Raw genomic sequence first — 24,816 nt, 5'->3', positions numbered from 1 at the left:
CATGACCGAAGACGACACGCAGACGTTCGACTCGACAGTATACTACGACGACGACGCGGACGAGGAGGCCATCGCGCACAAGACGGTGGCCGTCCTCGGCTACGGCTCGCAGGGCCACGCCCACGCGCAGAACCTCGCCGACAGCGGGGTCGACGTGATCGTCGGCCTCCGGGAGGACAGCTCCTCGCGGGCCGCCGCCGAGAGCGACGGGCTCCGCGTCGAGACCCCCGCCGACGCGGCCGCCGAGGCCGACGTGGTGAGCGTCCTCGTCCCCGACACCGTCCAGCCGGACGTGTACGAGAACGCGATCGAACCGAACCTCGACGCGGGCGACACGCTGCAGTTCGCGCACGGGTTCAACATCCACTACAACCAGATCCAGCCGCCGGAGGACGTCGACGTGACGATGGTCGCGCCCAAGTCGCCCGGCCACCTCGTGCGCCGGAACTACGAGAACGACCAGGGGACGCCCGGCCTGCTCGCGGTGTATCAGGACGCGACCGGCGACGCCCGCGACGAGGGGCTCGCGTACGCGGCCGCCATCGGCTGTACGCGCGCCGGCGTCGTCGAGACGACGTTCCGCGAGGAGACCGAGACCGACCTGTTCGGCGAGCAGGCCGTCCTCTGTGGCGGCGTCACCTCGCTCGTCAAGCAGGGGTACGAGACGCTCGTCGACGCGGGCTACTCCCCCGAGATGGCGTACTTCGAGTGCCTCAACGAGCTGAAGCTCATCGTCGACCTGATGTACGAGGGCGGGCTCGGCGAGATGTGGGACTCCGTCTCCGACACGGCGGAGTACGGCGGGCTCACGCAGGGCGACGCGGTCGTCGACGAGCACGCCCGCGAGAACATGGAGGCGGTCTTAGAGAAGGTCCAGAACGGGCAGTTCGCCCGCGAGTGGATCGCCGAGAACCAGGCCGGGCGGCCCTCCTACACGCAGCTCCGGACCGCGGAGAAGAACCACGACATCGAGGCCGTCGGCGACGAGCTGCGCGGCCTGTTCGCGTGGGAGGAGTCGGCCGACGAGGACGAGGAGGAGTCGGCAGAGGTGACCGCCTGATGAGCGAGGGGACGCTGTACGACAAGGTGTGGGACCGACACAAGGTCACCGAACTCCCGAACGGGCAGGACCAGCTGTTCATCGGGCTCCACCTCGTCCACGAGGTGACGAGCCCGCAGGCGTTCGGCATGCTGCGCGAGCGCGATCTCGACGTCGCGTATCCCGACCGGACGTTCGCGACGACGGACCACATCGCGCCCACCGAGGCCGACAAGCGCGAGCGTCCCCTCGCCGACGACCAGGCCGAGGAGATGCTCTCCGCGCTCGAACGCAACGTGAGCGACAGCGGGATCACGTTCTTCGGCTTCGAGTCCGGCAAGCAGGGGATCACTCACGTCGTCGCCCCGGAACTCGGGCTCTCCCAGCCCGGGATGACCGTCGCCTGCGGCGACAGCCACACCGCGACCCACGGCGCGTTCGGCTCCATCGGCGTCGGCATCGGGACGAGCCAGATCCGCGACGTGCTCGCGACCGGCTGTATCGCCGCGGACAAGCAGAAGGTCCGCCGGGTCGACGTCGAGGGCGAGCTCGGCGAGGGCGTCTACGCGAAGGACGTGATCCTGAAAGTGATCCAGGACCTTGGCGTCGACGGCGGCGTCGGGCACGTGTACGAGTACGGCGGCCCCGCCATCGAGGCGCTCGACATGGAGGGCCGGCTCGCGGTGTGTAACATGTCCATCGAGGGCGGCGCCCGCGCCGGCTACATCAACCCGGACGAGACCACCTACGAGTACCTGAAGGGCCGCGAGTACGTCCCCGAGGGCGAGGCGTTCGAGGAGCGCAAGGCGTACTGGGAGTCGATCGCCTCCGACGACGACGCCGAGTACGACGACGTGGTCACCGTCGACGCCGACGGGCTCGACCCGCTCGTCACCTGGGGGATCAACCCCGGACAGGTGATCGAGATCTCGGAGCCGGTCCCGCACCCGGACGACTTCGAGGCCCGGACCGACCGCGAGGCCGCGGCGCAGGCGCTCGACCACATGGAGATCGAGCCCGGCCAGTCGATGCTCGGCTACGACGTCGACGTGGCGTTCCTCGGCACCTGTACCAACGGCCGCCTCTCCGACTTCGAGGAGGCGGCGAAGATCCTGGAGGGGAACACGGTCGACGAGGACGTCCGCGCGCTGGCCGTCCCCGGCTCCGAGACCGTCCGCCAGCAGTGCGAGGAGCGCGGCATCGACCAGACGTTCATCGAGGCCGGCTTCCAGTGGCGCCGCGCCGGCTGTTCGATGTGCCTGGCGATGAACGACGACGCCCTGGAGGGCGACGAGGTGTGCGCCTCCTCGTCGAACCGGAACTTCATCGGGCGGCAGGGGTCGAAGGACGGCCGCACCGTCCTGATGAGCCCCGCGATGGTCGCGGCCGCGGCCGTCGAGGGCGAGGTCGCCGACGCGCGCGAGTACCTCGACGACGGGCCGACCGGGGGCGCCGGCGGCGTCGAGGAGGTGGCCGACTGATGAGCGCGAACGACGCGGACGACTTCCGTCGCACGACGGAGTCGCGCGACGACGCCTTCGCCATCGGTCTCACCGGGGGTGAGACGCGATGAGCGAAGACCAGCACATCACCGAGGTGTCCGGCACGGGGGTCCCGATCCCCGGCGACGACGTCGACACCGACCAGATCCTGCCGGCGAAGTTCATGAAGGAGGTCACGTTCGACAACATGGCGGACTACCTCTTCTACGACGCCCGGCGGGACGACGACGGCGAGTTCAACGACCACCCCCTCAACCGCTTCGAGGGCGCGTCGATCGCGGTCGTCAACTCCAACTTCGGTTGCGGCTCCTCCCGGGAGCACGCGCCGCAGGCGATGATGCGGTGGGGGATCGACGGCGTCGTCGGCGAGTCGTACGCGGAGATCTTCCGCGACAACTGCAAGTCGCTGGGCATCCCGGCGGTCACGACGGACCACGAGACGGTCGTCGAACTCCAGGAGTGGATCGAGGCGAACCCCGACGGCGACATCGACGTGGACGTCGAGAACGAGACCGTCACCTACGGCGACACCGTCATCGACGTCGACGTCGACGACGCGATGCGCGAGGCCTTGGTCGAGGGGATCTGGGACACGACCGCGCTGATGTACTCGAACCGGAGCAAGGTCGACGAGACGGTCGCCGACCTGCCGTACGTCGAGGGGGACGACTGACCGGATGCCCGACGAGATAGTCGTCATCGAGGGCGACGGCATCGGCCGCGAGGTCGTGCCGGCCGCCGTCGAGGTGCTGGAGTCGCTCGACGTCGAGTTCGAGTTCGTCGCCGCCGACGCGGGCGACGCGACGAAGGCGGCGACCGGCGAGGCGCTCCCCGCCGAGACGTACGACCGCGTCGCCGGCGCGGACGCGACGCTGTTCGGCGCGGCCGGCGAGACGGCCGCCGACGTCATCCTCCCGCTGCGCGAGGCGGTCGACTCGTTCGTCAACGTCCGGCCCGCGAAGGCGTTCCCGGGCGTCGACGCCCTCCGCCCGGAGACGGACGTGGTGTTCCTCCGCGAGAACACCGAGGGCGTGTACTCGGGCCACGAGGACCGGCTCTCCGACGACCTCTCGACGCTGACGCGGGTCGTCACGTCGTCGGCCTCGCGCGAGCTAGCGGAGTACGCCTGCGAGTTCGTCCGCGACGGGCGCGGCCCCGCGGGCGACCCCGACGAGGGGTTCACGGTCGCGCACAAGGCGAACGTGATGCGCGAGACGGACGGCCGGTTCCGCGAGGAGGTGCTCGACGTGGCCGCCGACCGCGGCGTCGACGCGGACGAGGAGCTGATGGACGCGTTCGCGACGAAGCTCCCGCTCGACCCGAGCGGGTACGGCGTGGTCGTCTGTCCGAACCTCGCGGGCGACGTGCTCTCCGACCTGGCCGCGGGCCTCGTCGGCGGGCTGGGCCTGCTCCCCTCGGCGAACGTCGGCCACGACAACGCGCTGTTCGAGCCGGTCCACGGGACCGCGCCCGACATCGCCGGCGAGGGGGTCGCGAACCCCACGGCGGCGATCCTCTCGGCGGCCATGCTCCTGGAGTACCTCGGGCACGTCGAGGAGGGCCGGCGGGTGCGCGACGCGGTGGAGGGCGTCCTCTCCGACGGGCCTCGAACCGGCGACCTCGGCGGGTCGGCGACGACCGACGAGGTCACCGCGGCGGTCGTCGACCGCCTGTAAGGCGCGTTTCGCCGCCGATCGGTCCGGCTTCAGCGCTCGCGCCGCCGCGGGCGAACCACAAGACAAGAAACCCTGCGGCCCATCCGGCCGGATATGAGCAACTACGAAGTCGCGATGGAAGCCGCCTGGTTGGTCCGTGACGTCGAGGAGACCGACGACGCCATCGGCGTCGCGGTCAGCGAGGCCGGTAAGCGACTCAACGAGACGGACAAGCAGTACGTCGAGGTCGAGCCCGGCGTCACCGGCTGTCCGGCCTGCGGCGAGCCGTTCGACGCCGCGTTCCTCGCGGCCAACACGGCCCTCGTGGGACTCCTCTTGGAGATCGACATCTTCAACGCCGACAGCGAGGAGCACGCCGAGCGGATCGCGAAAAGCGAGGTCGGCGGCGCGCTCCGGGACGTGCCCCTCGAAGTCATCGACGTCTTCGAGACGGAGGCGGACGAGGACGAGGACGCGCCGGAGCGGTAAACGCGAGCGCGAGATCGGTCGGTGCCGAAAGCTTTTCTAATAACCTCGGGTAATTTAGCGGTATGGAACTGCCGACGCCCCAAGACCTCCGCGAGCGCCGGACCGCGCTGGAGCTGACCCAGAGCGAGCTCGCCGACGCCGCGGACGTCTCCCAGCCCCTCATCGCGCGGATCGAAGGCGGCGACGTCGACCCGCGGCTCTCGACGCTGCGCCGGATCGTCAACGCCCTCCAGGAGGCGGAAGGCGAGGTCGTCCGCGCGGCCGACCTGATGAACGAGACGGTGATCAGCGTCGCGCCGGACGACGCGGTGAGCGGGGCGGTCGAGCTGATGGAGGCGGAGGCGTACTCGCAGCTCCCCGTCCTCCAGAACGGCGTGCCCGTCGGGTCGATCAGCCAGGGCGACGTCGTCCACGCCGGCGAGAACGTCGGCGACCACCCCGTCAGCGAAGTGATGAGCGAGTCGTTCCCGACGGTCGCGCCGTCGGCGACCGTCGACGAGGTCCGGAACCTCCTCGACCACTACAAGGCCGTGATGGTCACCGACGGCGGCGAGACCGTCGGGATCATCACCGAGGCCGACATCGCCGCGCAGCTGTCGTAAGGCCCCGACCCGCGGCCGCGTTCACGACACCAGACGCGGGGCCGCGCTCACTCCTCCCGGCGCTCGGAGAGCCGCTCCCAGATCTCCGTACAGCCCGCGCCGTCTTCCACGTCGTCGAGGTGTCCCCGGTCCGGCTCCTCCTCGTCGCCGTCGCGCTCGTCGTCCCGTCGGGAGCCGCCGCTTCCGTCTCCTCCCGTCTCGTCGTCCGCGGCGCCCCCGTCGGTCATCGTCATGAACTACGCCGACGGCGGTGATAAGGCGTCATTCGGCGGCACGCGACGCCGCCGCTCCGGGGCGGCCGCAACGCTCGCCGGTACCTCGGACGCGACCGTTCAGAGCTCCAGCCCGCGGATCGCGACCGTCGCGTCGCCGTCCGGGGCGTCGACTCCGGCCTCGACGCGGCCGATCACGCGGCCGTCCGTCTCCGCCGCCAGCGACTCCGCCGCGTCCGGCTCGACGGCGGCGACGAAGCCGGTCCCCATGTTGAACGTGCGGTGCATCTCCTCGTCGGAGACGTTCCCCTCGCGCCGAACGAACTCGAAGACGGGTTGGGGGTCGAACGCGTCCTCGACGACGTAGCGGCGGTCGCCGAGGCGTTCGAGGTTCGTCCAGCCGCCGCCGGTCACGTGGGCCGCGCCGCGCACGCCGTGGGCGCGCATCGGGTCGAGGAGGTCGGTGTAGACGGCGGTCGGTTCGAGCAGCGCCTCGCCGAGCGTCTCGTAGCCGTCGAACGGGCAGGGGTCGGCGTACTCGTGGTCGCGCGTCACGGCTTCTCGGGCGAGCGTGAGCCCGTTCGAGTGGATCCCCGACGAGCGCCAGCCGACCAGGGCGTCGCCCGGCTCCGCTCGCCCGTCGAACACGCCGTCCTTCGCGGCGAGGCCGGCGCAGGTGCCCGCCAGGTCGAGCCCGCTGACCACCTCCGGCATCACGGCCGTCTCGCCGCCGACGAGTTCCATGTCCGCGAGCTCGGCGCCGCGGGCGAGCCCCTCGCCGACCTGCTCGGCGAACCGCTCGTCAGGCTCGTCGACCGCGAGGTAGTCGACGAACGCGACGGGGCGGACGCCGGCCGCGACGAGGTCGTTGACGTTCATCGCGACGCAGTCGATGCCGACCGTCGAGTAGTCGCCGAGCGCCTCCGCGACGAGCAGCTTCGTCCCGACCCCGTCGGTCGCCAGCGCGAGGTAGCGGTCGCCGATGTCGAGCAGGCCGGCGTACTCGCTCCCGGAGCCCTCCGCCTCGGTGTCCGCGCCGACCGCGCCGATCAGCGCCGCGGTCGCGGCCTCGCTCGCGTCGATGTCGACGCCCGCGTCCGCGTAGGTGAGTTCGTCGTCGGCGTCCGGTCCCCCGTCGTCGCTCCCGTCGCCCTCGGTCATGTCTGTGGGGGCACGCCCGCGGAGCAAAAACGCACCGTTCCGCTGGGCCCGTCGCGGGCCGGTCGCGTCGCCCGTCAGAACGGCCCGCCGAACCCGAGGCCGAGGACGAAGACGAGCCCGAACGCGAGCAGCGCGGAGGGGACGAAGACGGCGGCCCACACCGGCTTGCTCCACGACAGCACCGTTTTCCCGTCGAGCGGGCCGTACGGGACGAGGTTGAACGCCGCGAGGAACGCGTTGATCGCGATGCCGCGCGCGCCGAGGACCGTGACGATCTCGCTCCCGACGATCCCGCCGAGCGCGAACAGCGGGAAGAAGACGGCCATCAGCCCGAGGTTCACGACGGGGCCGGCCAGCGCGATGTGGCCGTGCTCGCGGGGCGTCAGCCGGCCGCGGTGGTGGACGGCGCCCGGCGCGGCGAAAATGAACCCGAGGAGCGAGCTCATCACGGCGAGGAACAGCATGCTGTTGTCCGCGCGGAACTCCGCGACCTGGTCGTAGTGGACGGCGACGACCTTGTGCGCGACCTCGTGGAGGAGGAAGGCGACCCCGGCCGTCGAGAGGGCGACGAACAGCGGCGGGACCACGCCCGCCGCGAGGATGCGACCGATCCCGCCCGAGCCGCCGACGAAGAACAGCGTGAACGCCACACCGAGGGCGAGCCACGCGACGAGCAGGTCGCGGAGCTCGGTCCCGCTGAAGTACAGGCCGGCGATCCGGCGCCCGGAGACCGCGCTCCCGCCGCTCATGCGATCCCCCCCACGGCGCCGCGGACGAGGTCCGCGCCGTTTATCGCCCCCTCGACGAGCAGCCGGCCGACGTCTTCGACGCCGCCGACCTCGGCGCCGAACATCGCCGGGATGACGTACGCCGCGAACAGGAAGCTGGCGACGATGCTCCCGACGTTCGTCATCGCGACGACGACGATGAGCCGGAACAGCGGCACGTCGAGCATCGCGGAGACCAGCTCGGCGGCCGACCGCGTCTCGTCGGCGAGCAGGTCGTTGAGCGCGCCGATGTCGGCGACGTTGACCGTCAGGCTGCGCAGCTCGACGTAGCCGGTGAACCAGCCGGGCGCGAGCAGCGGGTTGATCGAGGTCAGCCACGCGACCGCGCCGCCGACGCCGGCCGAGAGCCAGCGCGCGCCCGCGACCTTCGCGAACGCGAACGCGAAGACGCCGTTGATCAGGAACCACGCGCCGAACAGGCGGAGCAGGAAGGCGTTCCCGGCCCCGCCCAGCGCGAGCAGGAGGAAGAAGCCGACGAAGCCGACGGTGATCGCGTAGCCGATCGCCTTCTTCCACGGGAGCCCGCGCCCGGACTCCTGGCCGACCAGGCTCTCCATCGGCGGGAGCGTCGCGGGGTCGGCGAGGTAGCCCTCAATTCCCGCCTGATGGCCGGCGCCGACGACGGCCACCACGTCGTGGCCCGCCTCGCGGAGCGCGACGAGCCGGTGGGCGATGAACGCGTCGCGCTCGTCGATGAGCGCCTCCGCGCCGCCCGGGGAGAACTGCCGGAACTCCTCCATCATCATCGTCACCACGTCCGTGTCGGTGAGGTCGGCCTCGTCGAGCTCCTCGATCCCGCCGGCATCGGGGTCGACCTCGCCGCCGGCGAACGCGCCGACCGCAAGCGCGAGGACGGCCCCGACGACGAGCCCGAGGCCGATCCCGATCCCGAAGCCGCCGATGGCGGCCACGGGGAACCCGCCGAGGTACGTCGAGACGAGGCCGTTCGCGACGCCGGTGACCCCGGCCGCGACGCCGGCGGCCAGCCCGGTGCCGGCCGCGGCGTAGAGCCGCTGGTCCGGCGAGAGCGCGAGCGTCCCGACCTGATCGACGGCGATGCCGACGACGAGCGCGACGAGGACGCCCGCGGCGACGCTCGTCAGCACCCCGGTCGTGATCCCGACGGCGCCGCCGAAGAGCCCGATCGCCGGGCCCGCGAGGATCCCGACCATGAGCCCGCCGATCACCCCGGCGACGCGGGGGTCGCTGACGCCGAACGCCAGCCCGCCCACGAGCCGGAGCTTCTCGGGTATCGTCATGCGCGCCCAGAACCGTTGGATCGTCGTCTGGATGTCGCGGTCGACCAAGGCGACGTCGATGCCGAGCGACTCGGCGACGTCGACGGCGGCCTTCATGTCGGCGCCCGGCTCGATGTCGAACCGCTCGCCCAGCTGCGTCTGGACGTACGAGAGCATCCAGTACGCTAGGAACTGGAACACGGTGTTCCCCTTCAGCAGGTCGCCGGCGTCGAGGTCGTCCGGGGTCTCGCCGTTGAGCTGCCGGTAGCGCCCCTCGTCGAGTTCGACGGCGACGACATCGGGCCGCTCCCGCTCTATCGTCTCCTCGACCTCGTCGACGGAGCGCTCCGACACGTGCGCGGTCCCGACGACCGTGACGCTCCCCTCGCCGCCGGAGCGCGCGCGTCGCGTCGCCCCCTCCACGTCGCCGCCGTCGGCCCGCGGGGACCGGTCGGTCGACGGGGGCGCGTCGCCGCTCCCCCGTGACGTCTCTGTCATCACCCGTCGTACTCGGTCGCCGCGTTTAGGGTTTGTGAGTCGATCGCGGGATCCGCCCCGCGAGCGCCGACTCGTCCCCGACGATCCAACAAGTTTGTATCCTCACGCGCCCCATGAGAGCGTATGTCTCGGCTGTTGCCCTCCCTGCCGGACGCGACTCCCGAGGAGCGCGAACCCCGGGTCGTCGGCGTCGACGACGACGAGGCCGACGACCTCATCGCCGCTCTCGGCTCCGAGACGGCGCGGGCCATCCTCTCGACGCTCCACGACCGCCCGGCGACGAAGTCGGAGATCGCCGACGAGGTCGACACCTCGCTCCAGAACGTCCAGTACCACCTCTCGCGGCTCGACGAGGCCGACCTCGTCGACGTGGTCGACACCGCCTACTCGGAGAAGGGCCGCGAGATGGACGTGTACGCCGCTGCGGACGAGCCGCTCGTGCTGTTCGCGGGGGGGTCCGAGGAGTCGACCGGGATCAAGACCGCGCTCATGCGGCTGCTCGGCGGCTACGGGGTCATCGGGCTCGCGGCGGTCGCGGTCCAGCGCCTGCTCGCGGTCGGCTCGCTCGGCTCGCAGTTCACCGCCCGCTCCGGCGGCGGCGACGTGGGAACCGCCACCGCGGACGGCGGCGACGGCGGCGGTCCGACGGTCGAGAGCGTCCCGGACCAGAACACCGCCGCGGAGGGAGCCGACGGCGCGGTCGAGCTCGTCGGCGACCCGGTCGCGCAGTACGCCGTCTCGCTCGTCGAGCCGGGGGCCGTGTTCTTCCTCGGGGCCGCGCTCGTGTTCACGCTCGCGTGGGCGTACTGGTACCGCGCGTCGAACTGAGGCCGCGCGTGGGACAGCTATTCAAGCCGCCGCCACCACGTTCCCGTATGGAACACGAAGCCGAGGTCGTCGGGGTCGGTGCGGGCTCGGCGCCGAGCGGCGACGTCCCGGCGGTGATCCTCTCGGCGCGCGGCGAGTACGTCCCGATATTCGTCAGCGGCGACCAGGCACGGTCGATCGGAATGGCGCTGGAGGGCGAACCGTTCGACCGACCGCTCACGCACGACCTCCTCGTGGACATCCTCACGGAGTTCGGGGGCGCGATCGACCGCGTCCGCGTCGACGACCTCCGCGACGGCACCTTCTACGCGAAGGTCGACGCCGAGCGCTACGACGACGGCGAGCCGGAGCGGTTCGTCTTCGACGCCCGCCCGTCGGACGCGCTCGCGCTGGCGGTCCGCGTCGACTGTCCGATCGTCGTCACCGACGAGGTGATAGACGAGGCGGGTCGGCCGCCGGACTCGATCCGGTTCGACGACGACGGACCCTCCGAGGAGCGGTAGCGTACTCGCGCCGCGTCCGCCGGCCGCCGCCCGTGCCGGAAGCCGGCCGTTCAAGTCGCCGGCCCTCCCACGACTAGCATGGACGAGACGGCCACGCTCGCCTCTTCGCACACCGAGATGACGGAGATGCTGCTCCCGAACGACACGAACAACCTCGGCCGCGCGCTCGGGGGCGCCGTGTTGCACTGGATGGACATCTGCGGCGCCATCGCCGGCATGCGCTTCGCGAACCGGCAGGTGGTCACCGCCTCGATGGACCACGTCGACTTCATCGCGCCCATCGAGATGGGCGAGGTCGCCATCGTCGAGGGGTACGTGTTCAACACCGGCCGGACGAGCGTCGACGTGAAGGTCGACGTGCGCGCCGAGAATCCCCGCACGGACGAGACGCGACGGACGACGACCTCCTACTTCACGTTCGTCGCGCTCGACGACGACGGGCGCCCCACGCCGGTCCCAGACCTGGACTGTCCCACCGAAGACGAGGCGGCCCTCCGCGACGACGCCATGGAGGGGCGCGAGGAGCAGCTCCGGCAGGTGGTCGACCGGTACGACCTCTGAGGGGAGCCGCCCGGCGCCTCACTCCGCGGAGCCGTCGACCACGTCGACGGTCGCGTCCGGGTCCCCGGACGACGCGACCGCGGCCTCGTGCGCCGTCAGCGCGCGCTCCGCGAGGGCGTCGAGCGCCTCGGGGCCGGCCAGGTGAGCCCCGCAGCCGCAGTCGGAGGCGCCGAACCCGTCGATCGGCCCGGGCGGCAGGCGCTCGGCGACCGCGCACTCGACGTCGACGCCGACGCTCCGCACGACGCGGTCGATCCGCGCCGCCGGGCGACTGAGAAGGTAGTCGACGTGCCAGTGTTGGGTCTCGCTGTCGCCGCGCGCGGTCCGGCGGTGCCTGTCGACCCGCGAGAACCCGCCAGGGCCCAGCGCGCTCCCCGTGTAGGCGTACGCGCCCGCCGGGAGCCGGTGGTCGCCGAGCGCCCCCGCCGTCACCGTCGCGTCCGCAGCGAGGCCGACGACGAGCGTGTAGCTGCCGCCGGTCGCGTCGCTCATCGGTCGCTCCCCGTCGCGGCCGCTGTCGGCGCCCCGGTCACGACAGCGCGGCCGGCGCCTCCGAGGCGGCCGTCCGGAGCGATCCCACCAGGTCGCCCGCCTCCTCGTCGAGGCGGTAGGTGTCGTGGAAGTCGTCCGGGTCACGGGCGCGCCCCGACAGCGTCCCGACCACGTCGGCGATGCGGTCGTAGTTGTCGCGGACCAGCCCGCCGACGATCCCGGGGGTGCCCGCGCGGTCGGCCAACTCCTTCGCGGCCGAGCGGCCGGCGTACACGCGGCGCTCTGCGGGGTCGACGAGCACCATCGCGAACGGCCGGGAGCCGAACTGCGCGTCGAGGAACGGCCCGACTGGGTCGGCCTCCCACGGGACCGCGACCACGCCGTCGAGCCGGCGCAGCGCGACCGCCGCGACCGAGCAGTACGGGCAGTCGCCGTCGAAGATCAACACCGGCGCGTCCGCGCCGGCCGGGTCGGTAGACATACGAAAACGTAGGGACTCGACCGGCTTAAGCGGCCGGTCGGGCGAACTCGTTCGGGCGCCGAGCGGCGCCGACTCCGCTCAGTGCGAGTGGCCGAGCGCGTCTTCGAGCGACTGCCCGAAGCGCTCCTCGAACAGCTCCGCGGCGGTCTCCTCCATCTCCGCGATGTCCTCGGGCACGTCGCCCTCACTGTGGTGGACGATGACGTGCGCCTGCTGGGCCATCGCCTGGACGACCACGTCGGAGACGACGGCGGTCGAGGGCTCGCCCTGCTCGCTGAGCACGTCGACGAGGCCGGCGGGCAGTTCGAACGACTCTTCGTCACCGTCGGGGCCGGTGACCGTGTAGGTCTCGGTGTCTCCCATGGACGTGCCTGGCGGCCGGGACATAAGGGTCTGTGGAAACCGGACGCGAACCGGCTCACGCGACGGGAACGTCGGCCGCTCGCCGTCAGCCGTGCGCCGACACGGGCGTTCCGGAGGTCCCGGCGACGAGGACGCTCGCGAGGTACACCGCGATGGCCGTGACGACGATCGATCCCCCGGAGGGCAGCCCGAACCCGATCGAGATCGCGAAGCCGCCCAGCACCGACAGCTGTCCGAAGATCACGCCGAGGTACATCGTCTCGCGGAAGCTCCGCGCGACCTGCGAGGCGGCCGCGACGGGGACGACCAGCATCGCGGCGACGAGGATGACGCCGAGCACCTGCATCGCGCCGACGACGACGACCGCGGTCAGCACCACCAGCAGGGTGTTGTAGCCGGTGACGTTCAGCTGGGCGACCTGCGCGGCCTGCTCGTCGAAGGTGATGAAGAGGAGCTGTTTGTACGCCAGCGCCACGCCCGCGACGACCGCGAGCGAGAGCGCGCCCATCAGGCGCGCGCCCTCCGGCGTGACGACCGCGAGGTTCCCGAACAGGTACCCCTGAATGTTGACGCCCGTGAGCCCGTCGCCGTAGCTGATGATCAGCGTGCCGACCGCGAAGCTCCCGCTGAGCATGATCGCGATGGGCACGTCGCCGTAGGCGTCGGTGCGCTCCGTGAGCCACTGGACCGCGAGCGCGCCGAGGACGCCGACCGCGAGCGCGACGAGCAGCAGCGACCCGTTCCACCCGGTCGAGGAGGTGACGAGGATGCCGACCGCGACGCCCGCGAACGCGGTGTGCGCGAGCGTCTCACCGATCAGCGCCATCTCGCGGTGGACGAGGAACGACCCGACGAGCGGGGCGACGATCCCGACGAGCACCCCCACCGCCATCGACTGCCACATGACCGGGTGCCGGAACACGTTGGTGCCGAGCGCGGCGTCCATCCCCCGACCGACCGAGCGGAACGCGGCGTACAGCTCGCTCGCGACCGGGAGGTCCTGCGCCCAGTAGAGCAGGAGGAACCCGAGCATCCCGACCGCGACGACGGCCGTGATCCCGACGCCCGCGAGCTCGGCGGTCCGGCGTCGGCCCCGACCGCGGGAGGCCGCGTCGCGCGCGGAGCTCTCGCCGTCCGCCGCCGCGGACTCTCCGCTCATCAGTGGTGGTGGTGGACGACCTGTCCGGTCGTGCCGTACGCCTCGGCGAGAGCGTCGCTCTCGACGAACGACTCGGTGTCACCGTGGTGGTACAGCTCGGTGTTGACGCAGGCGATGCGGTTCGCGCGGTCGGTGACGACGCCGATGTCGTGCTCGATGAGGATGATCGTTATCCCGTCGCCGTTGAGCTCGTCGAGGAGCGCGTAGAAGGCGTCGCGCGACTCGGCGTCGACGCCGACGGTCGGCTCGTCGAGCGCGAGCAGGTCCGCGTCGCTCGCCAGGGCGCGAGCGATGTACGCCCGCTGCTTCTGGCCGCCGGACAGCTCCGAGACGAGCCGGTCCGTCAGGTCATCGATGCCGACCGTCTCGATGGCGTCCGCGACGGCGGCGCGGTCGGCCGCGGAGAGCCGCCCCCGCCCGGCGTGCGCGAACCGGCCCATGGTGACGCACTCGCGGACGGTGACCGGCATCGCGCCGCCCCGGCTGGTCGCCTTCTGAGAGACGTAGCCGATCCGGCCGCCGTCGTCGAACTCCTCGACGGGGCGACCGAACAGCTCGACCGACCCCGCGTCGGGCTCGTTGAGCCCGAGCATGAGGTGGAGGAGCGTGGTCTTCCCGGAGCCGTTCGGCCCGACGAGCCCGAGGAACTCCCCCTCTTCGACGGTGAGAGAGACGTCTCTCACGGCGACGGTGTCGCCGTAGGCGAACGTCACGCCGTCGAGGTCGACGATTGCGCTCACTGCGTGTGCCGGATCTGGGTCGGCCGCACGTTTAGCTCTTTTACTCCGCCGCCGGCGCCGTCGGCGGGCCGCGCCGCGGGCGGAGCGAGCGGCGACCGGGTCACTGCGCGCCGAACGCCCGCTCGAAGGCGGGGACGTTGATCTCGGTCATCTGGTCGACGTACCCGTAGCCGGCGTCGTTCCACTCCCGCGTCGTCCCCCCGGCGGGCGTGACGGGGACCGCCTCCGTCGCGTCGCTGTTCTCCACGATCGACTCGGCGAGTCGGGGCGACTGGAAGCGGTCGTACAGCACGACCTCGATCCCCTCGCTGTCGACGATGTCGATCGTGTCGGCGACCTCGGACTGTGTCGGCTCGTTCTGCGGCGAGACCCCGACCGGCGAGTGGAGCCGGAAGCCGTAGCGCGCCTCCAGGTACTGGAAGGAGTTGTGGCCCGCCAACACCGCCACGTCGCGCTCGGCGCGCTCGGCGATCGACTCGAACGCGTCGTCGACCGCGCCGAGTTCCTCGGCGTACGCCTCGGCGTTGGCGGCGTACGCCTCGGCGTGCTCCGGGTCCGCCTCGCCGAGCCCCGCGGCGATCGTCTCGACCATCTCGGCCGCGAGGACCGGGTCGACCCAGACGTGCGGGTCGTGCCGGGTCTCGCCGCCGTGGTCGTGGCCCTCGTGGTCGTGGCCCTCGTGGTCGTCGCCCTCGTGGTCGTCGCCCTCGTGGGTGCCGCCTTCCCCGTCGTGGTCCTCGCCGTCGTGATTGCCGCCCTCTCCGCCGTGGCTGTGGTCCCATTCGAGCAGATCGCCCTCCAGTCCGTCGAGCACGTCGACCACGGCGACGGAGTCGTAGTCGCTCTCCAGCGTCGCCGCGAGGTCCTGCGCCCACGAGAACTCCGGGCTGTCGAGGTAGACGAAGGCGTCCGTCGCGGCGACCTCGGCGGCGAGCGTTCCGTCCGGCGTCCACCCGTGGCCGAGCTGACCCACGTCGACCGGGTCCTCGAAGCTCGCGTGCTCGCCCGCGACCTCGTTGGCCCAGTCGTTGAGGGTGAAGAAGGCGGCGTAGCCCGAGTCGAACCCCTCGGAGCCGCCGGTTCCCCCGCCCGAGCATCCCGCCAGCGACGCCGCCGAGCCCGCGACCGCGAGCCCGGCGCCGCGCCGCAGCACCGACCGCCGTGAGTGAGTCATACCGATCCGTATCGCAGATTAATAGAAAAAGGTTATTATTTCACAAGACATAGTTAATAACTCAGTCGCCGAGAGCGCGCTCGCTTAACAACGCGCCGGCGGCTCCGCGCGCCGGGAACGTCGCTACTCACTACGTGAGGTCGACGACGGTCGCGTCCGCGAGGTCGGCGAGCGTGTCCGGACCGATCGCGAACACAGCGCTGGGCGTCCCGGCGGCGGCGTAGACGGTGTCGTACTCGGCCAACGTCGGGTCGAAGACGGTCGGGAGCGCGGCGTCGTGCCCGATGGGCGGGACGCCGCCGATGCTCCACCCGACGACCTCGCGGACCCGCTCCGGGTCGCCCATCTCGGCGGCGTCGGCCTCGAAGAAGTCGGCGACCGCGTCGAGGTCCAGTCGGTTCGCGCCGCTCGTGATCGCCGCGACGAGCGCCTCCTCTCGGTCGCCGCCGACGAGGGAGACGACGATGGTCGACGCGACGGCGCCCGTCTCGCAGCCGACGGCGTCGGCCGCGGCGGCCGCCGTCTCCGTGCCCGCGTCGAACTCCAGCACGTCGACGTCGACGCCGTGCCGCTCCGCCGCCCGTTCCTCGAACTCCGCCGCGCGTGGATGCATGCGATCTGAGCCGCGGCCCGCCCGTATCAACCCCGCGGAGGCGGTGAAGTCACGTCGCGAGCCGGCGGTCCGGTCAGCGGGTCCGCAGCTCGTCTTTGTCCTTGATCACGCGGGCGTCGCCCTCGCCCGAGGTGACCTCGTTGACGAGGTCGTAGAGGTCGTTCTGGAGGCCGGCCGGGAAGGTGAGCACGCCGACCCACGATCCGTCGTTCTGCCACTCCTCGCGTTCGAGGTCGCCGAACTCGCGGATCTGCGCCTGGCCGGACCCGGCGTAGTCGGCCGGGAGCTGGACCGCCATCGTCACCTCCTCGAACCGGATCGGGATCACCGGCCGCAACGCGTCGAGCGCGTCGTCGACCTGGTTCTCTACGGGCTCCATCGGGTCGATCTGGAACCCGGCCTCCTCCAGGGCGCGCTCGATCCGCTCGGGCGGGTGCGGGGAGTCGTCCATCTGCGGGTTCACGGCGTTGCGCGTGATGGTGGTCACCAGCTGGTTGTGCTTGCGCTCCTGCATCTCCGCGCGCTGCTCGGCGGTGATCTGGATCTCGCCGCGCTCGACGACCTCCGGGATGATCTCCAGCGGGTCCGTGGTGCCGAAGACGGTCTCCAAGTCCTCCTCGGCCGGGCGGTCGCCCCGCGAGGCGTTCTCGAAGACGTCCTCCGCGGCGATGACCTCCGCTAAGTCGTCGTCGAACTCGCCGCGCTTGATCGCGAGCGCGGCGTCGGGGTCGATCAGGACCTCGAACCGCTCCCCGTGTGACTCCAGTCGGGCCGTCACGGCCTCGTCGAGCGATATCATACCGAACGCTACCACCCCCGCGGGCAAAAAGCCTCCCGCCGTCGCCGACCGCCGTGCCGCGTCGTCGCGTCCGCCCTCCGGTCACCGCCCCGGTCGTCGCGTCGTCGCTCCCCCGACTACCCGCCCGCGGAGGGCCGCTCGTCGTCCCAGTCCGCGCGGCACGACGCCGAACAGAAGTGTCGGTGGACGGCGTCGCCGCCGTCGACCCACGTGACCGTTCGGTGTCCGGTCCCCAGCGCCGGCTCGCCGCACGTCGCGCAGGTCGGCGCGGACTCCTCGTCGACGTCCTCCTCGAGCTCCGAGGTCGGATCCACCATACCTCCCCGTACGCCCGGGGACACTTGAACCCGCGAAGGGCGGCAGTTCTGGCCACGGCGGCCGCCGCCGCCCCGGCGGTCCCTCGCTCGGGGCCGCGCGATCGCTACCGCCGCGTCCGGGCGTCGCGGTCCGTCGCCCTGCGAGACGGGTGCCTGACCGTTATCTCTCGGTCGGCGCTCGGGCCGACGACGGTCCGCTCGCGCCCGTCCGGCCACCGCACGTCGACGCGCAGCGGCTCCGCGCCGCCGAGCCCGAAGTGCGCGACCGGCTCCGTCTGACAGAGGCAGCCGCCCCCGGCGTCGACCGTCCGCCGCTGGACGCCCTCGGTCGTCTCCAGGGTGGCGACGGCGCCGCGCGCGGGGGCGCCGTGTCGCGTCGTCGGGCGCACGCGCAGCCACCCGGCGTCGGGCGCCTCGGGGACGCCGTAGGCGGTCACGGGCTGGGCGGCGACCTCGCCGTGGACGACGAGCAGTTCCAGCGCGCCGTCGCCGTCGAGGTCGGCCGCCACCGCGCCGGTGCCGAACCCGTCCGGCTCCGCGGCGGGCCCGAGGTCCGCAGGCTCCCACCGGGGCGGCCCGCCGGACCGGTCCACGCGCTCGAACAGCCGGTTCTCCGCGCCGCAGACGTTGAAGAAGAGCTCCTCGCGGCCGTCGTTGTCGAAGTCCGCGGCGACGACCGTCCGGACGGGGCCCACGTCGCGGAGCGCGTCGGGGGCCACGTCGTCGTAGCCGCCGTCGGGCGAACAGCGGAGCAGCCGGCTCGGCGCCGACTCGTTGCCGACCGCGAGCGCGAACGTCCCGCCCTCGTCGACGACCGCCGCGCCCCGCGTGTCGCCGCCGGGGTCCGAGAGGTCGGGCCCGCCGTCCGTCCGGTCGTAGTGCCCGTCCCGGTTGCTGAACAGCCGGTTCGGTCCCCCCTCGACCCCCGCGAAGAGGTCGCCCTCGCGCGAGCGGTACGGGACCGCGAGCAGCGACCGGCAGCCCCCGTCGACCTCCAGGCCGACCGCCTCGGCCATGTCGGTCACCTCGCCGTCGTCGCCGAGTTCGTAGAACGCGAGCGGGGCGGCGTACCCGGAGACGGCGACCCCGTAGCGACCGGTCCCCAGCCGGTCGAGCGCCGCGACGGACCGCCCGGCGCGCACGTCGATGCGGTCGGCGTTCACCTCGCGCGCGAACACGTCCGTCCAGCGGTACCTGTCGGCCTCTAGGCGACTCAAGAGCAGGTCGGGGTCGCCGCCGTCGACGCCGCGCGCGCAGTTGTGGACGTACACCTCCTCGCACCCGTCGGCGTCGAGGTCGGACGCGCACACCCCCATCCCGTGGCGGGTCCCGTCGGCGACGATGCCGCAGGCGGTGTCGGAAAAGCGGCCGCCCTCGCGGGCGTACAGCCGGTTCGGCTCGCCGTAGCCGGCCACGAAGACGAGCGGCCCGTCGCGGCCGGGCGTCACCGCGACGCCGTACCCGCGCATCGGGCGCCCGTCGTCGACGAGCGCGGACCGCTCCGTGAACATGGCCGCCCGTCACCGCTCCGAGAATATGAACGCACGGGTTGGATACGACCGGTCGCCGGCGGGAGGAAATCCTCGATCGCCCTACAGGTTCCGCTCGATGTACCGGTTTATCCGCGAGACGCGGTCCGCGTCGAACGTCCAGAGGCCGCGCCAGACGCGCGGCTCCGTCTCGACCGCGAGCAGCCCGACGCCCCCCTCGACCCCTCGAACGAGGTCGCTTTCCGGATCGCTCCGCGCGGGGTGCGGTCCCTCCGGGGGCCGGTACACCACGAACCAGCTGTCGGTGAAGTCGGGGTCGTTCCCGGCGTGGATCACCGCGGCGAGGTCCTGCGGGAGTTCGTCGGGCACGCCGTAGAGGTGCGTGTCGACGCCGGTGTCGGCGACGCGCTCGTACACGTCCCGCGTGCCGACCTCGTCGTCGATGCGCGAGAGCCGCTGGAACGACGACCGGAGGGTCCCGTCGCCCGCGGTCCAGGCGACCCGCTCGATGAACCGCGAGATGGTGATGAGCAGCAGCTTCTGTCTGTTCGACTCGGGGTACCCGCGGAGCGTGAACGTCGCGTCGTCGAGGCCGCTTATCACCGAGGGAAGCTCCACGTCGGCGAGCGACCGGCTGCCGGTGATGTACAGGTCGGAGTTGACGAACAGCACGGCGTCGCCGAGCTCGCCGAGCGTCGAGCCGGCGACCACCTCGTCGCCCTCCATGAGCAGCACGAGGTTCTCGATGTCGGAGGGGTCGCCGCCGTCGAACGGCACGTCCTCGTGGCGGCGGAGCACCTCGACGTCGAGCGACGGGACGGCGTTGCCCTCCCCGTCGACGACGGCGTTCGTCGCCAGTTCTCGCGCCGTGAGACCGCCCGTCCGATCGAGCCGCGGGGCTCCGGCGCCGTCGGTCAGCCGGTCGTCGTCCCCGGCGCCGCCCGGGTCGGGGTCGTCCGGACCTCCGACCACACGGCCCTCCACGACCCGCACTGCGTCGTCGCCGAACGTGTCCACGAGCATGTTCAAGATGGGATCCGGGTCGGTTCGGTTGACGACGACCACGGACCGCTCGGGACCGTCGAAGCGATCGAGAAACTGTTCGAGCGTCACGTACCCCCTCTGAGGGGGTTCCCCGCATAAGGATTCCCACGCGGTTATCGGCGCTGAGAACGAGCGCGCAGCCGATGAGACGCGGCGCGAGCGCGGTCCGCGGAGGCGCCGTCTCGGCGGCGTTTACCCCCGGTCATGGACGGCCCCGCCTACGCGCCGAGCGCGTCCTCGAGCAGCTGCAGGGGGTGCTCGATCTCGTAGCCGGTGCCGTGCTCCATCTGCATCGCGCAGGTCGGACACTCCGTCATGCCGACCTCGCCCTCGGCGTCCTCCATGTGCTCGAACATCTCCGCGCCGATCTCCATCGACTTCTCGTACTTCTCTTCCTTCCAGCCGTACGTCCCGGAGATCCCCGAACAGGAGTCGCCCACGTCCTCCATCCGAACGCCGTCGATGTCGCGGAACGTCTCGACCGCCTGCCGGGAGAGCCCCTGATTGCGGGCGTGACACGGCGCGTGGTACGTGAACGCGCGCTCGTCGTCAAGCCCGCCGGCCGCGTCGAGTTCGCCTTCCAGGTCCTCGTGGATCCGGAGGTACTCCAGCGCCTCGAAGGTGTGCTCGGCGAGGTCCTCGATCCCGTGGAGGTCGAACAGCTCCGGGTACTCCTGGCGCAGCGACAATGAACAGGAGGTACACGAGGCGATCACGTCCGCGCCCTCGCCGATGGCCGCGACGAGGTTCTCGACGTTCGTCTCAGCGTGGCGTCGGGCGTCCTTCAGCATCCCGTTCGCGAACATCGGCGTGCCCGAGCACTTCTGTGGCGGCACCATGACCTCGTAGCCGAAGTGCTCGTAGACGCGGACCATCGCCTTCCCGACCTCGGGGGTATTGTAGTTGGAGTAGCAGCCGTGGAAGTAGGCCACCCGCTTGTCGGGGTTCTCCACCTGCGCGCCGCCGCGCGCCTTCCACCACTCGCGGAACGTCTCCGTGGCGAACTCGGGGAAGTCGCGCTCCTTGGGGATCCCCAGCACCTTCTCCATCGCCCACCGGGCGGGCCCGAAGTTCATCGCGAACGACGCCGTCCGCGGGAACATGCTCGCGAGGCTCGCCGACGTGCGGTAGTTGGCGAGGATCCGGTTCCGCACGTACTCCACCGAGAGCTTCTCCATCTGTCGCTCGACGAACTGCCCGCGCGCCTCGTTGTGCATCTGCGAGAGCGGCACTCCGGAGGGGCAGGCGTCGTCGCAGCGCATGCAGTTCGAACAGGAGGTGATCGACTCGTCGATGTCGTGGTCGTCCTTCCGCTTGAGCCGCCACTGCTCCGGGCCCTGGAACTTCGGCCCGGGGAACTCGTCGTCGACCTCCGCGACCGGGCAGGAGGTGTCGCAGCTCGTGCACTTGTAACAGGAGTCGGCCCCCTCGCGGAGGTCGAGGTCGCCGCCGGGGAACACGTCGACGGGGTCGTACGCGTCCGGGTCGAGCTCGGTCGAGTCGCTGCCGCCCGACGCGCTCTCGACGCCGCCGTCGGTGGCGGCGCGCTCCGCGGCGCCGGCCGCGTCCGCGGCCGCCCCCGCGCCGTCGTCCGCGACCTCCCTCTCGTCAGGGACGAATACCGACGGCTGCTCGTCGCGGCCCGCCTCGGGGACGCCCGGGCTCGGCTCCCCGCAGCCGCAGTCCCCGCACCCGGCGCGCCCGCGCCCCCCGTCGCGTCCGCCGCTCGGTTCGGCCGTCCCGTTCGCGTCCCCCCCGTCGCCGTCGTCCGCCGTGTCTCGTGTCATTGGGTCGCCTCCGTCGCCGCCTGCCGCCCGGCCGCGAGGCCGGTCGCGAGCGACACCCCGCTCGCGGACTTCTCCCGCGCCGCGTCCGCGCCGCCGACGACGCCGCCGGCCGCGAACACGTTCTCGTACTGCGCCTCCCCGTCGGCGCCCGTGGGCCGACACCGCTCGTCGGGCCGGACGCCGAACCGCGCGTACGGCTGGTCGCCGAACGCGTCGTCGACGAACCACTCGTACCGGTCGTCGGGCTGTGCGACGCGGAGGTCGAAGACGGGCTCGCGGACGCCCTCGCGGTCGGAGTCGAGCCCCTTCCCGACGAGCCCGCCCGTCGCCAGCACGAACGCGTCCGCGCCGTACGGCGCCGTCCGGCCCTTCCGGTCGACCGCGACCGCCTCGACCCGCCCGTCGCTCGCGGACTCGACGCCGACGACTGGGTTGCCGGTCTCGAACCGCACGCCCTCGGCGTCGAGCGCGTCGAACAGGCGGTCCTCCAAGCGGAGTCCGGGGAGGCTCGGCGGCCCCATCGGCACCTCGAACACGTCGGCGCCGAGCCGGTCGGCGAGCTCCGCGCGCACCTCGTCGCCCCGGTCGTCGCCGAGGAACGCCGGGAAGCCGACGCGCTCGACGCGGTCCACGCCGCCGTCCGCGTCGACCACGTCGTGGAGGTGCGGCGCGACCGCCTTCGCCAGCGCCTCGCGGGCCGGGACGCCGTCGATGTCCTCGTCGTGGTCGAGCGCCTTCGCGAGCCGGGTGATCTTCGCGTCGGCGCGGAACGCCTCCGCGAACTCGACCTCCGCGCCGGCCGCGTCGAACGGGACGCCCGCCGCCTCCAGCCGACCCGCGAAGGCGCGCGCGTCGTACTCGGTCAGCGACCGGAACCCGACGATCAGCATCGGCCGCTCGTCGCTCGCGAGCCCGGCCTCGGCCGCGGCCGGGTACCGCGCGGTCGGCTTCACCGCGCCGCCGAACGTCGGGACGAGCGCGTTGCGGTCGGTGTGGCCCCCGCGGTACGCGTCGCCCGCGAGGTCGTCGAACAGGGCGAGCCCGTCGCGGAGCGCGTCCGCGCCGACCACCCGGTACGGGTGCGACTCCGGCAGCCGCTCGATCCCCTCGAACGGGTCGGCGAGCGGCCCCTCCGGGTCCGGCCACTCGTCGCGGTCGAGCTCGCGGCCCGCGGTCGGCGGCCCGTCGCGGAGCGGCTTCGCCGGCTCGGTCGCCGGGACGTAGCCGAGCGCGTCAATCAGCCCGGAGGCCTGCCGCAGCGTGCTCGCCTTGTGGGAGACGAGGCGCACGTCCGCGCCCTCGCGGGCGGCCGACACCGCGGCCGTGACCGCGGCGAGCCCGCCGCCGATCACGAGCACGTCGCTGTTGATCGCCATCAGCGACCTCCGTCGGCGGCCGCGTCGTCATCCGCGCGACCTCCGTCTGTCGCCGCGTCGTCGCTCGCGCGGCCGCCGTCCGCCGCGGCGGTCCCGGTCTCGCCGTCGGAATCGCCCGGGCTCGGCGCCCCCGCGCCCGCGTCGAACGCGCCGAAGTCGACCGCCTCGTCGAGGTTCGCGGGGTCGCCGTCGCGGTTCATCGTGGTCGCGTGGAGCATGTGGTTCAACATCGCCTGCGAGAGCTGCTCGCCCCACAGGGCGTGGCGCTGGCCCTTCCAGCGCTCCTGGTACAGCTCGTCCTCGGCGTCGCGGACGACCGGCTCGGGGTACTCCTCGGCGAGCTCCGCGGCGATCCGGTGGGTACAGAAGCCGCCCTGGCAGTTCCCCATCGAGGCGCGGGTGCGGAGGCGGACCGCGTTGAGGTCGGAGCCGGCCTCGCCGATCGCGTCCCGGACCTCCGCGCGGGTGACGCTCTCGCAGTTACAGACGATCGGGTTCGGGTCGTACTCGTCGAGCACGTCGTCGGCCCGGGAGCCGAGCCGCTGGCCCGAGCGGCGCGCGACCGGCGAGCGCAGGCCGAACTCGTCCATCAGCTCCTCCATGCGGGCCTCGCTCTCCGAGCCCGGGAGCGGCGCGTCGGCGGTGTCGCAGGTCGCCTCGTGGCCGAGCGTCTCGCACACGTGGTCGGAGATGGACTCGGCCATCATCCGGTAGGTGGTGAGCTTCCCGCCGACGATGGTCGTCATGCCGGGGAGGTCGTCGCGGTCGCCGTGGTCCAAGAGGAAGTAGTCGCGCGTGATGTCGGTCGGGTCCTCGGTGCCCGTTCCCGGAGGCTCGTAGAGCGGGCGAACGCCCCAGAAGGAGCGGAGCGTCCGCGCGTCCCTGAGCTCCGGCACCAGCTCCGAGAGCGTCTCGATCATCAGGTCGACCTCCCACTCCTCCTCGGGGTAGTCCTCCGGGTCGTCCACCTCCTCGTCGGTCGTGCCGAGGATACAGGCGGTCTCGTGGGGGACGATGATGTCGGCGTCGCCCTTCGGCCGGCAGCGGTTGATCACGGTGTCGACCTGCCGGGTGTTCATCACGGTCATCACGCCCTTCGAGGGGCGGACCTCCACGTCGACGCCGGCCATCTCGCCGACGTTGCCCGCCCACGCGCCCGTGGCGTTAACGACGTGGCGCGCGCGGATCTCCTCGGTCGTCCCCGGCTCGCGGTGGACGCGCTTGCCCGGCCCGGTCTCGTGTTCGATCTCGACGCCGACGACTTCCCCGTCTTCGACGAGCACGTCCGTCACCGGGGCGTGGGTCTCGATCCGCGCGCCGTGCTCGCGGGCGTCCGCGGCGTTCGACACGCACAGCCGGAAGGGGTCGACCGCGCCGTCCGGCAGGGCGATCGCCTTCTCCACGTCGCGCGCGAGGTACGGCTCGCGGCGCCGCGCCTCCTCTCCGTCGATCACCTCGACCGGGATGTCACACGCCTTACACCCCTCCAGCTTCTCCTGGAAGTACTCCTCGGAGTCCTCGGGCCGCTTGACGAACATCCCGCCCGTCTCCTCGACGCAGTGGGCCGCGATGTCGCGGAGGACCCTGTTCTCCTCGATACACTCCTTCGCGCTCTTCTGGTCGGAGACCGCGTACCGGCCCCCGCTGTGAAGGAGTCCGTGCATCCGTCCGGTCGTGCCGTGCGTCAGGTTCCCCTTCTCGACGAGGACCGTGTCGAGTCCGCGCCGCGCCAGGTCCCTGACGACGCCGCACCCCGTCGAGCCCCCACCGACGACCACGACGTCCACTTGGCTGTCCATGCGAGGCCCTTGGACCACGTCCACTTTACTTTACCTCCCGGTGGGCCCTAACAGTAACTATCAGGGTCATTCAAGTACTGTAGTCGCTGACGCAGTCGACGGATTT

The 24,816-nt window shown here is 72.0% G+C and carries 27 protein-coding genes; 9 read left to right on the top strand and 18 right to left on the bottom strand.

What is annotated here, in order from left to right:
• The first annotated feature begins 1 nt into the window (after position 1).
• From ilvC to relB, 6 genes are all read left to right on the top strand, one after another.
• Positions 2 to 1,060 carry a ketol-acid reductoisomerase gene (gene ilvC, locus EXE48_RS08270; protein ID WP_053772165.1) on the top strand — a complete coding sequence of 353 codons (1,059 nt, stop codon included), beginning with the start codon at positions 2 to 4 and terminating at the stop codon, positions 1,058 to 1,060.
• Entirely contained in the window at positions 1,060 to 2,520 is a 1,461-nt protein-coding gene (gene leuC / locus EXE48_RS08265; protein ID WP_137704155.1) for a 3-isopropylmalate dehydratase large subunit, read from the top strand. The genes ilvC and leuC overlap by 1 nt, the downstream gene beginning before the upstream one ends.
• An 88-nt stretch (positions 2,521 to 2,608) precedes the next feature.
• Positions 2,609 to 3,214, top strand: coding sequence for a 3-isopropylmalate dehydratase small subunit (gene leuD, locus EXE48_RS08260; protein ID WP_053772163.1), 606 nt, complete (start codon positions 2,609 to 2,611; stop codon positions 3,212 to 3,214).
• A gap of 4 nt (positions 3,215 to 3,218) precedes the next feature.
• Positions 3,219 to 4,217: an isocitrate/isopropylmalate family dehydrogenase gene (locus EXE48_RS08255; RefSeq protein ID WP_137711195.1), complete on the top strand. Its 999-nt coding sequence runs from the start codon at positions 3,219 to 3,221 to the stop codon at positions 4,215 to 4,217.
• 93 nt (positions 4,218 to 4,310) lie between these two features.
• A complete protein-coding gene (locus EXE48_RS08250; protein WP_053772161.1) occupies positions 4,311 to 4,685 on the top strand; it encodes a DUF555 domain-containing protein in 375 nt (124 codons plus the stop codon).
• 62 nt (positions 4,686 to 4,747) lie between these two features.
• The gene (gene relB / locus EXE48_RS08245) at positions 4,748 to 5,287 is read left to right on the top strand and encodes a type II toxin-antitoxin system RelB family anti-toxin (protein ID WP_006628588.1); all 540 of its coding nucleotides are present in this window, start codon (positions 4,748 to 4,750) and stop codon (positions 5,285 to 5,287) included.
• 47 nt (positions 5,288 to 5,334) lie between these two features.
• Here the strand turns inward: relB and EXE48_RS08240 are convergent, their stop codons facing one another.
• From EXE48_RS08240 to EXE48_RS08225, 4 genes are all read right to left on the bottom strand, one after another.
• Complete coding sequence (locus EXE48_RS08240) at positions 5,335 to 5,514, bottom strand: DUF8595 family protein (RefSeq protein ID WP_053772160.1); 180 nt, start codon at positions 5,512 to 5,514, stop codon at positions 5,335 to 5,337.
• Positions 5,515 to 5,619: 105 nt separating this feature from the next.
• Complete coding sequence (gene purM / locus EXE48_RS08235; RefSeq protein WP_137711194.1) at positions 5,620 to 6,660, bottom strand: phosphoribosylformylglycinamidine cyclo-ligase; 1,041 nt, start codon at positions 6,658 to 6,660, stop codon at positions 5,620 to 5,622.
• A 74-nt stretch (positions 6,661 to 6,734) separates the two neighbouring features.
• The gene (locus EXE48_RS08230) at positions 6,735 to 7,409 is read right to left on the bottom strand and encodes a metalloprotease (RefSeq protein WP_137711193.1); all 675 of its coding nucleotides are present in this window, start codon (positions 7,407 to 7,409) and stop codon (positions 6,735 to 6,737) included.
• Entirely contained in the window at positions 7,406 to 9,184 is a 1,779-nt protein-coding gene (locus EXE48_RS08225) for a TraB/GumN family protein (protein ID WP_053772157.1), read from the bottom strand. The genes EXE48_RS08230 and EXE48_RS08225 overlap by 4 nt, the downstream gene beginning before the upstream one ends.
• Positions 9,185 to 9,307: 123 nt before the next feature.
• On the opposite strand from EXE48_RS08225, the gene EXE48_RS08220 reads away from it, so the two are divergent.
• The 3 genes from EXE48_RS08220 (at position 9,308) to EXE48_RS08210 (ending at position 11,076) form a co-directional block, all read left to right on the top strand.
• Positions 9,308 to 10,012 carry an ArsR/SmtB family transcription factor gene (locus EXE48_RS08220; RefSeq protein ID WP_053772156.1) on the top strand — a complete coding sequence of 235 codons (705 nt, stop codon included), beginning with the start codon at positions 9,308 to 9,310 and terminating at the stop codon, positions 10,010 to 10,012.
• 47 nt (positions 10,013 to 10,059) lie between these two features.
• The gene (locus EXE48_RS08215) at positions 10,060 to 10,515 is read left to right on the top strand and encodes a bifunctional nuclease family protein (protein ID WP_053772155.1); all 456 of its coding nucleotides are present in this window, start codon (positions 10,060 to 10,062) and stop codon (positions 10,513 to 10,515) included.
• 78 nt (positions 10,516 to 10,593) lie between these two features.
• Positions 10,594 to 11,076: an acyl-CoA thioesterase gene (locus EXE48_RS08210; protein ID WP_137711192.1), complete on the top strand. Its 483-nt coding sequence runs from the start codon at positions 10,594 to 10,596 to the stop codon at positions 11,074 to 11,076.
• A gap of 18 nt (positions 11,077 to 11,094) precedes the next feature.
• Here EXE48_RS08210 and EXE48_RS08205 read toward each other — a convergent pair whose 3' ends face one another.
• From EXE48_RS08205 to glpA, 14 genes are all read right to left on the bottom strand, one after another.
• Positions 11,095 to 11,568, bottom strand: a complete 474-nt coding sequence (locus tag EXE48_RS08205; RefSeq protein WP_137711191.1) for a GIY-YIG nuclease family protein — start codon at positions 11,566 to 11,568, stop codon at positions 11,095 to 11,097.
• A gap of 37 nt (positions 11,569 to 11,605) precedes the next feature.
• Positions 11,606 to 12,049 carry a thioredoxin domain-containing protein gene (locus EXE48_RS08200; protein ID WP_137711190.1) on the bottom strand — a complete coding sequence of 148 codons (444 nt, stop codon included), beginning with the start codon at positions 12,047 to 12,049 and terminating at the stop codon, positions 11,606 to 11,608.
• Between the two features lie 78 nt (positions 12,050 to 12,127).
• Complete coding sequence (locus EXE48_RS08195) at positions 12,128 to 12,412, bottom strand: DUF7545 family protein (RefSeq protein ID WP_121562133.1); 285 nt, start codon at positions 12,410 to 12,412, stop codon at positions 12,128 to 12,130.
• Positions 12,413 to 12,497: 85 nt separating this feature from the next.
• On the bottom strand, positions 12,498 to 13,571 hold the full coding sequence (locus EXE48_RS08190) for a metal ABC transporter permease (RefSeq protein ID WP_137711189.1): 1,074 nt from the start codon (positions 13,569 to 13,571) through the stop codon (positions 12,498 to 12,500).
• Complete coding sequence (locus tag EXE48_RS08185) at positions 13,571 to 14,311, bottom strand: metal ABC transporter ATP-binding protein (RefSeq protein WP_137711188.1); 741 nt, start codon at positions 14,309 to 14,311, stop codon at positions 13,571 to 13,573. Before EXE48_RS08185 ends, EXE48_RS08190 begins: the two co-directional genes overlap by 1 nt.
• 100 nt (positions 14,312 to 14,411) lie before the next feature.
• Positions 14,412 to 15,485, bottom strand: coding sequence for a metal ABC transporter solute-binding protein, Zn/Mn family (locus EXE48_RS08180; RefSeq protein ID WP_137711187.1), 1,074 nt, complete (start codon positions 15,483 to 15,485; stop codon positions 14,412 to 14,414).
• 130 nt (positions 15,486 to 15,615) lie between these two features.
• The gene (locus EXE48_RS08175; RefSeq protein ID WP_137711186.1) at positions 15,616 to 16,098 is read right to left on the bottom strand and encodes a YbaK/EbsC family protein; all 483 of its coding nucleotides are present in this window, start codon (positions 16,096 to 16,098) and stop codon (positions 15,616 to 15,618) included.
• A gap of 73 nt (positions 16,099 to 16,171) precedes the next feature.
• Positions 16,172 to 16,897: a ribosome assembly factor SBDS gene (locus EXE48_RS08170; protein WP_137704159.1), complete on the bottom strand. Its 726-nt coding sequence runs from the start codon at positions 16,895 to 16,897 to the stop codon at positions 16,172 to 16,174.
• A 116-nt stretch (positions 16,898 to 17,013) separates the two neighbouring features.
• Positions 17,014 to 17,214, bottom strand: coding sequence for a DUF7576 family protein (locus tag EXE48_RS08165; protein ID WP_053772145.1), 201 nt, complete (start codon positions 17,212 to 17,214; stop codon positions 17,014 to 17,016).
• A gap of 104 nt (positions 17,215 to 17,318) precedes the next feature.
• Positions 17,319 to 18,725, bottom strand: a complete 1,407-nt coding sequence (locus EXE48_RS08160; protein ID WP_053772144.1) for a CRTAC1 family protein — start codon at positions 18,723 to 18,725, stop codon at positions 17,319 to 17,321.
• 81 nt (positions 18,726 to 18,806) lie between these two features.
• On the bottom strand, positions 18,807 to 19,817 hold the full coding sequence (locus EXE48_RS08155; protein ID WP_137711185.1) for a hypothetical protein: 1,011 nt from the start codon (positions 19,815 to 19,817) through the stop codon (positions 18,807 to 18,809).
• A gap of 149 nt (positions 19,818 to 19,966) precedes the next feature.
• On the bottom strand, positions 19,967 to 21,535 hold the full coding sequence (locus EXE48_RS08150) for an anaerobic glycerol-3-phosphate dehydrogenase subunit C (protein WP_137711184.1): 1,569 nt from the start codon (positions 21,533 to 21,535) through the stop codon (positions 19,967 to 19,969).
• On the bottom strand, positions 21,532 to 22,911 hold the full coding sequence (gene glpB, locus EXE48_RS08145) for a glycerol-3-phosphate dehydrogenase subunit GlpB (protein WP_137711183.1): 1,380 nt from the start codon (positions 22,909 to 22,911) through the stop codon (positions 21,532 to 21,534). Before glpB ends, EXE48_RS08150 begins: the two co-directional genes overlap by 4 nt.
• Entirely contained in the window at positions 22,911 to 24,710 is a 1,800-nt protein-coding gene (glpA, locus tag EXE48_RS08140) for an anaerobic glycerol-3-phosphate dehydrogenase subunit GlpA (RefSeq protein ID WP_137711182.1), read from the bottom strand. Before glpA ends, glpB begins: the two co-directional genes overlap by 1 nt.
• Positions 24,711 to 24,816: the final 106 nt, after the last annotated feature.

Origin of the sequence: Halorubrum sp. ASP1, from assembly GCF_005435135.1 — an archaeon.
Classification (GTDB): Archaea; Halobacteriota; Halobacteria; order Halobacteriales; family Haloferacaceae; genus Halorubrum; species Halorubrum tropicale.
The sequence above is the reverse complement of the archived record's forward strand: the minus strand, read 5'-3'. Positions and strand labels throughout refer to the sequence as shown.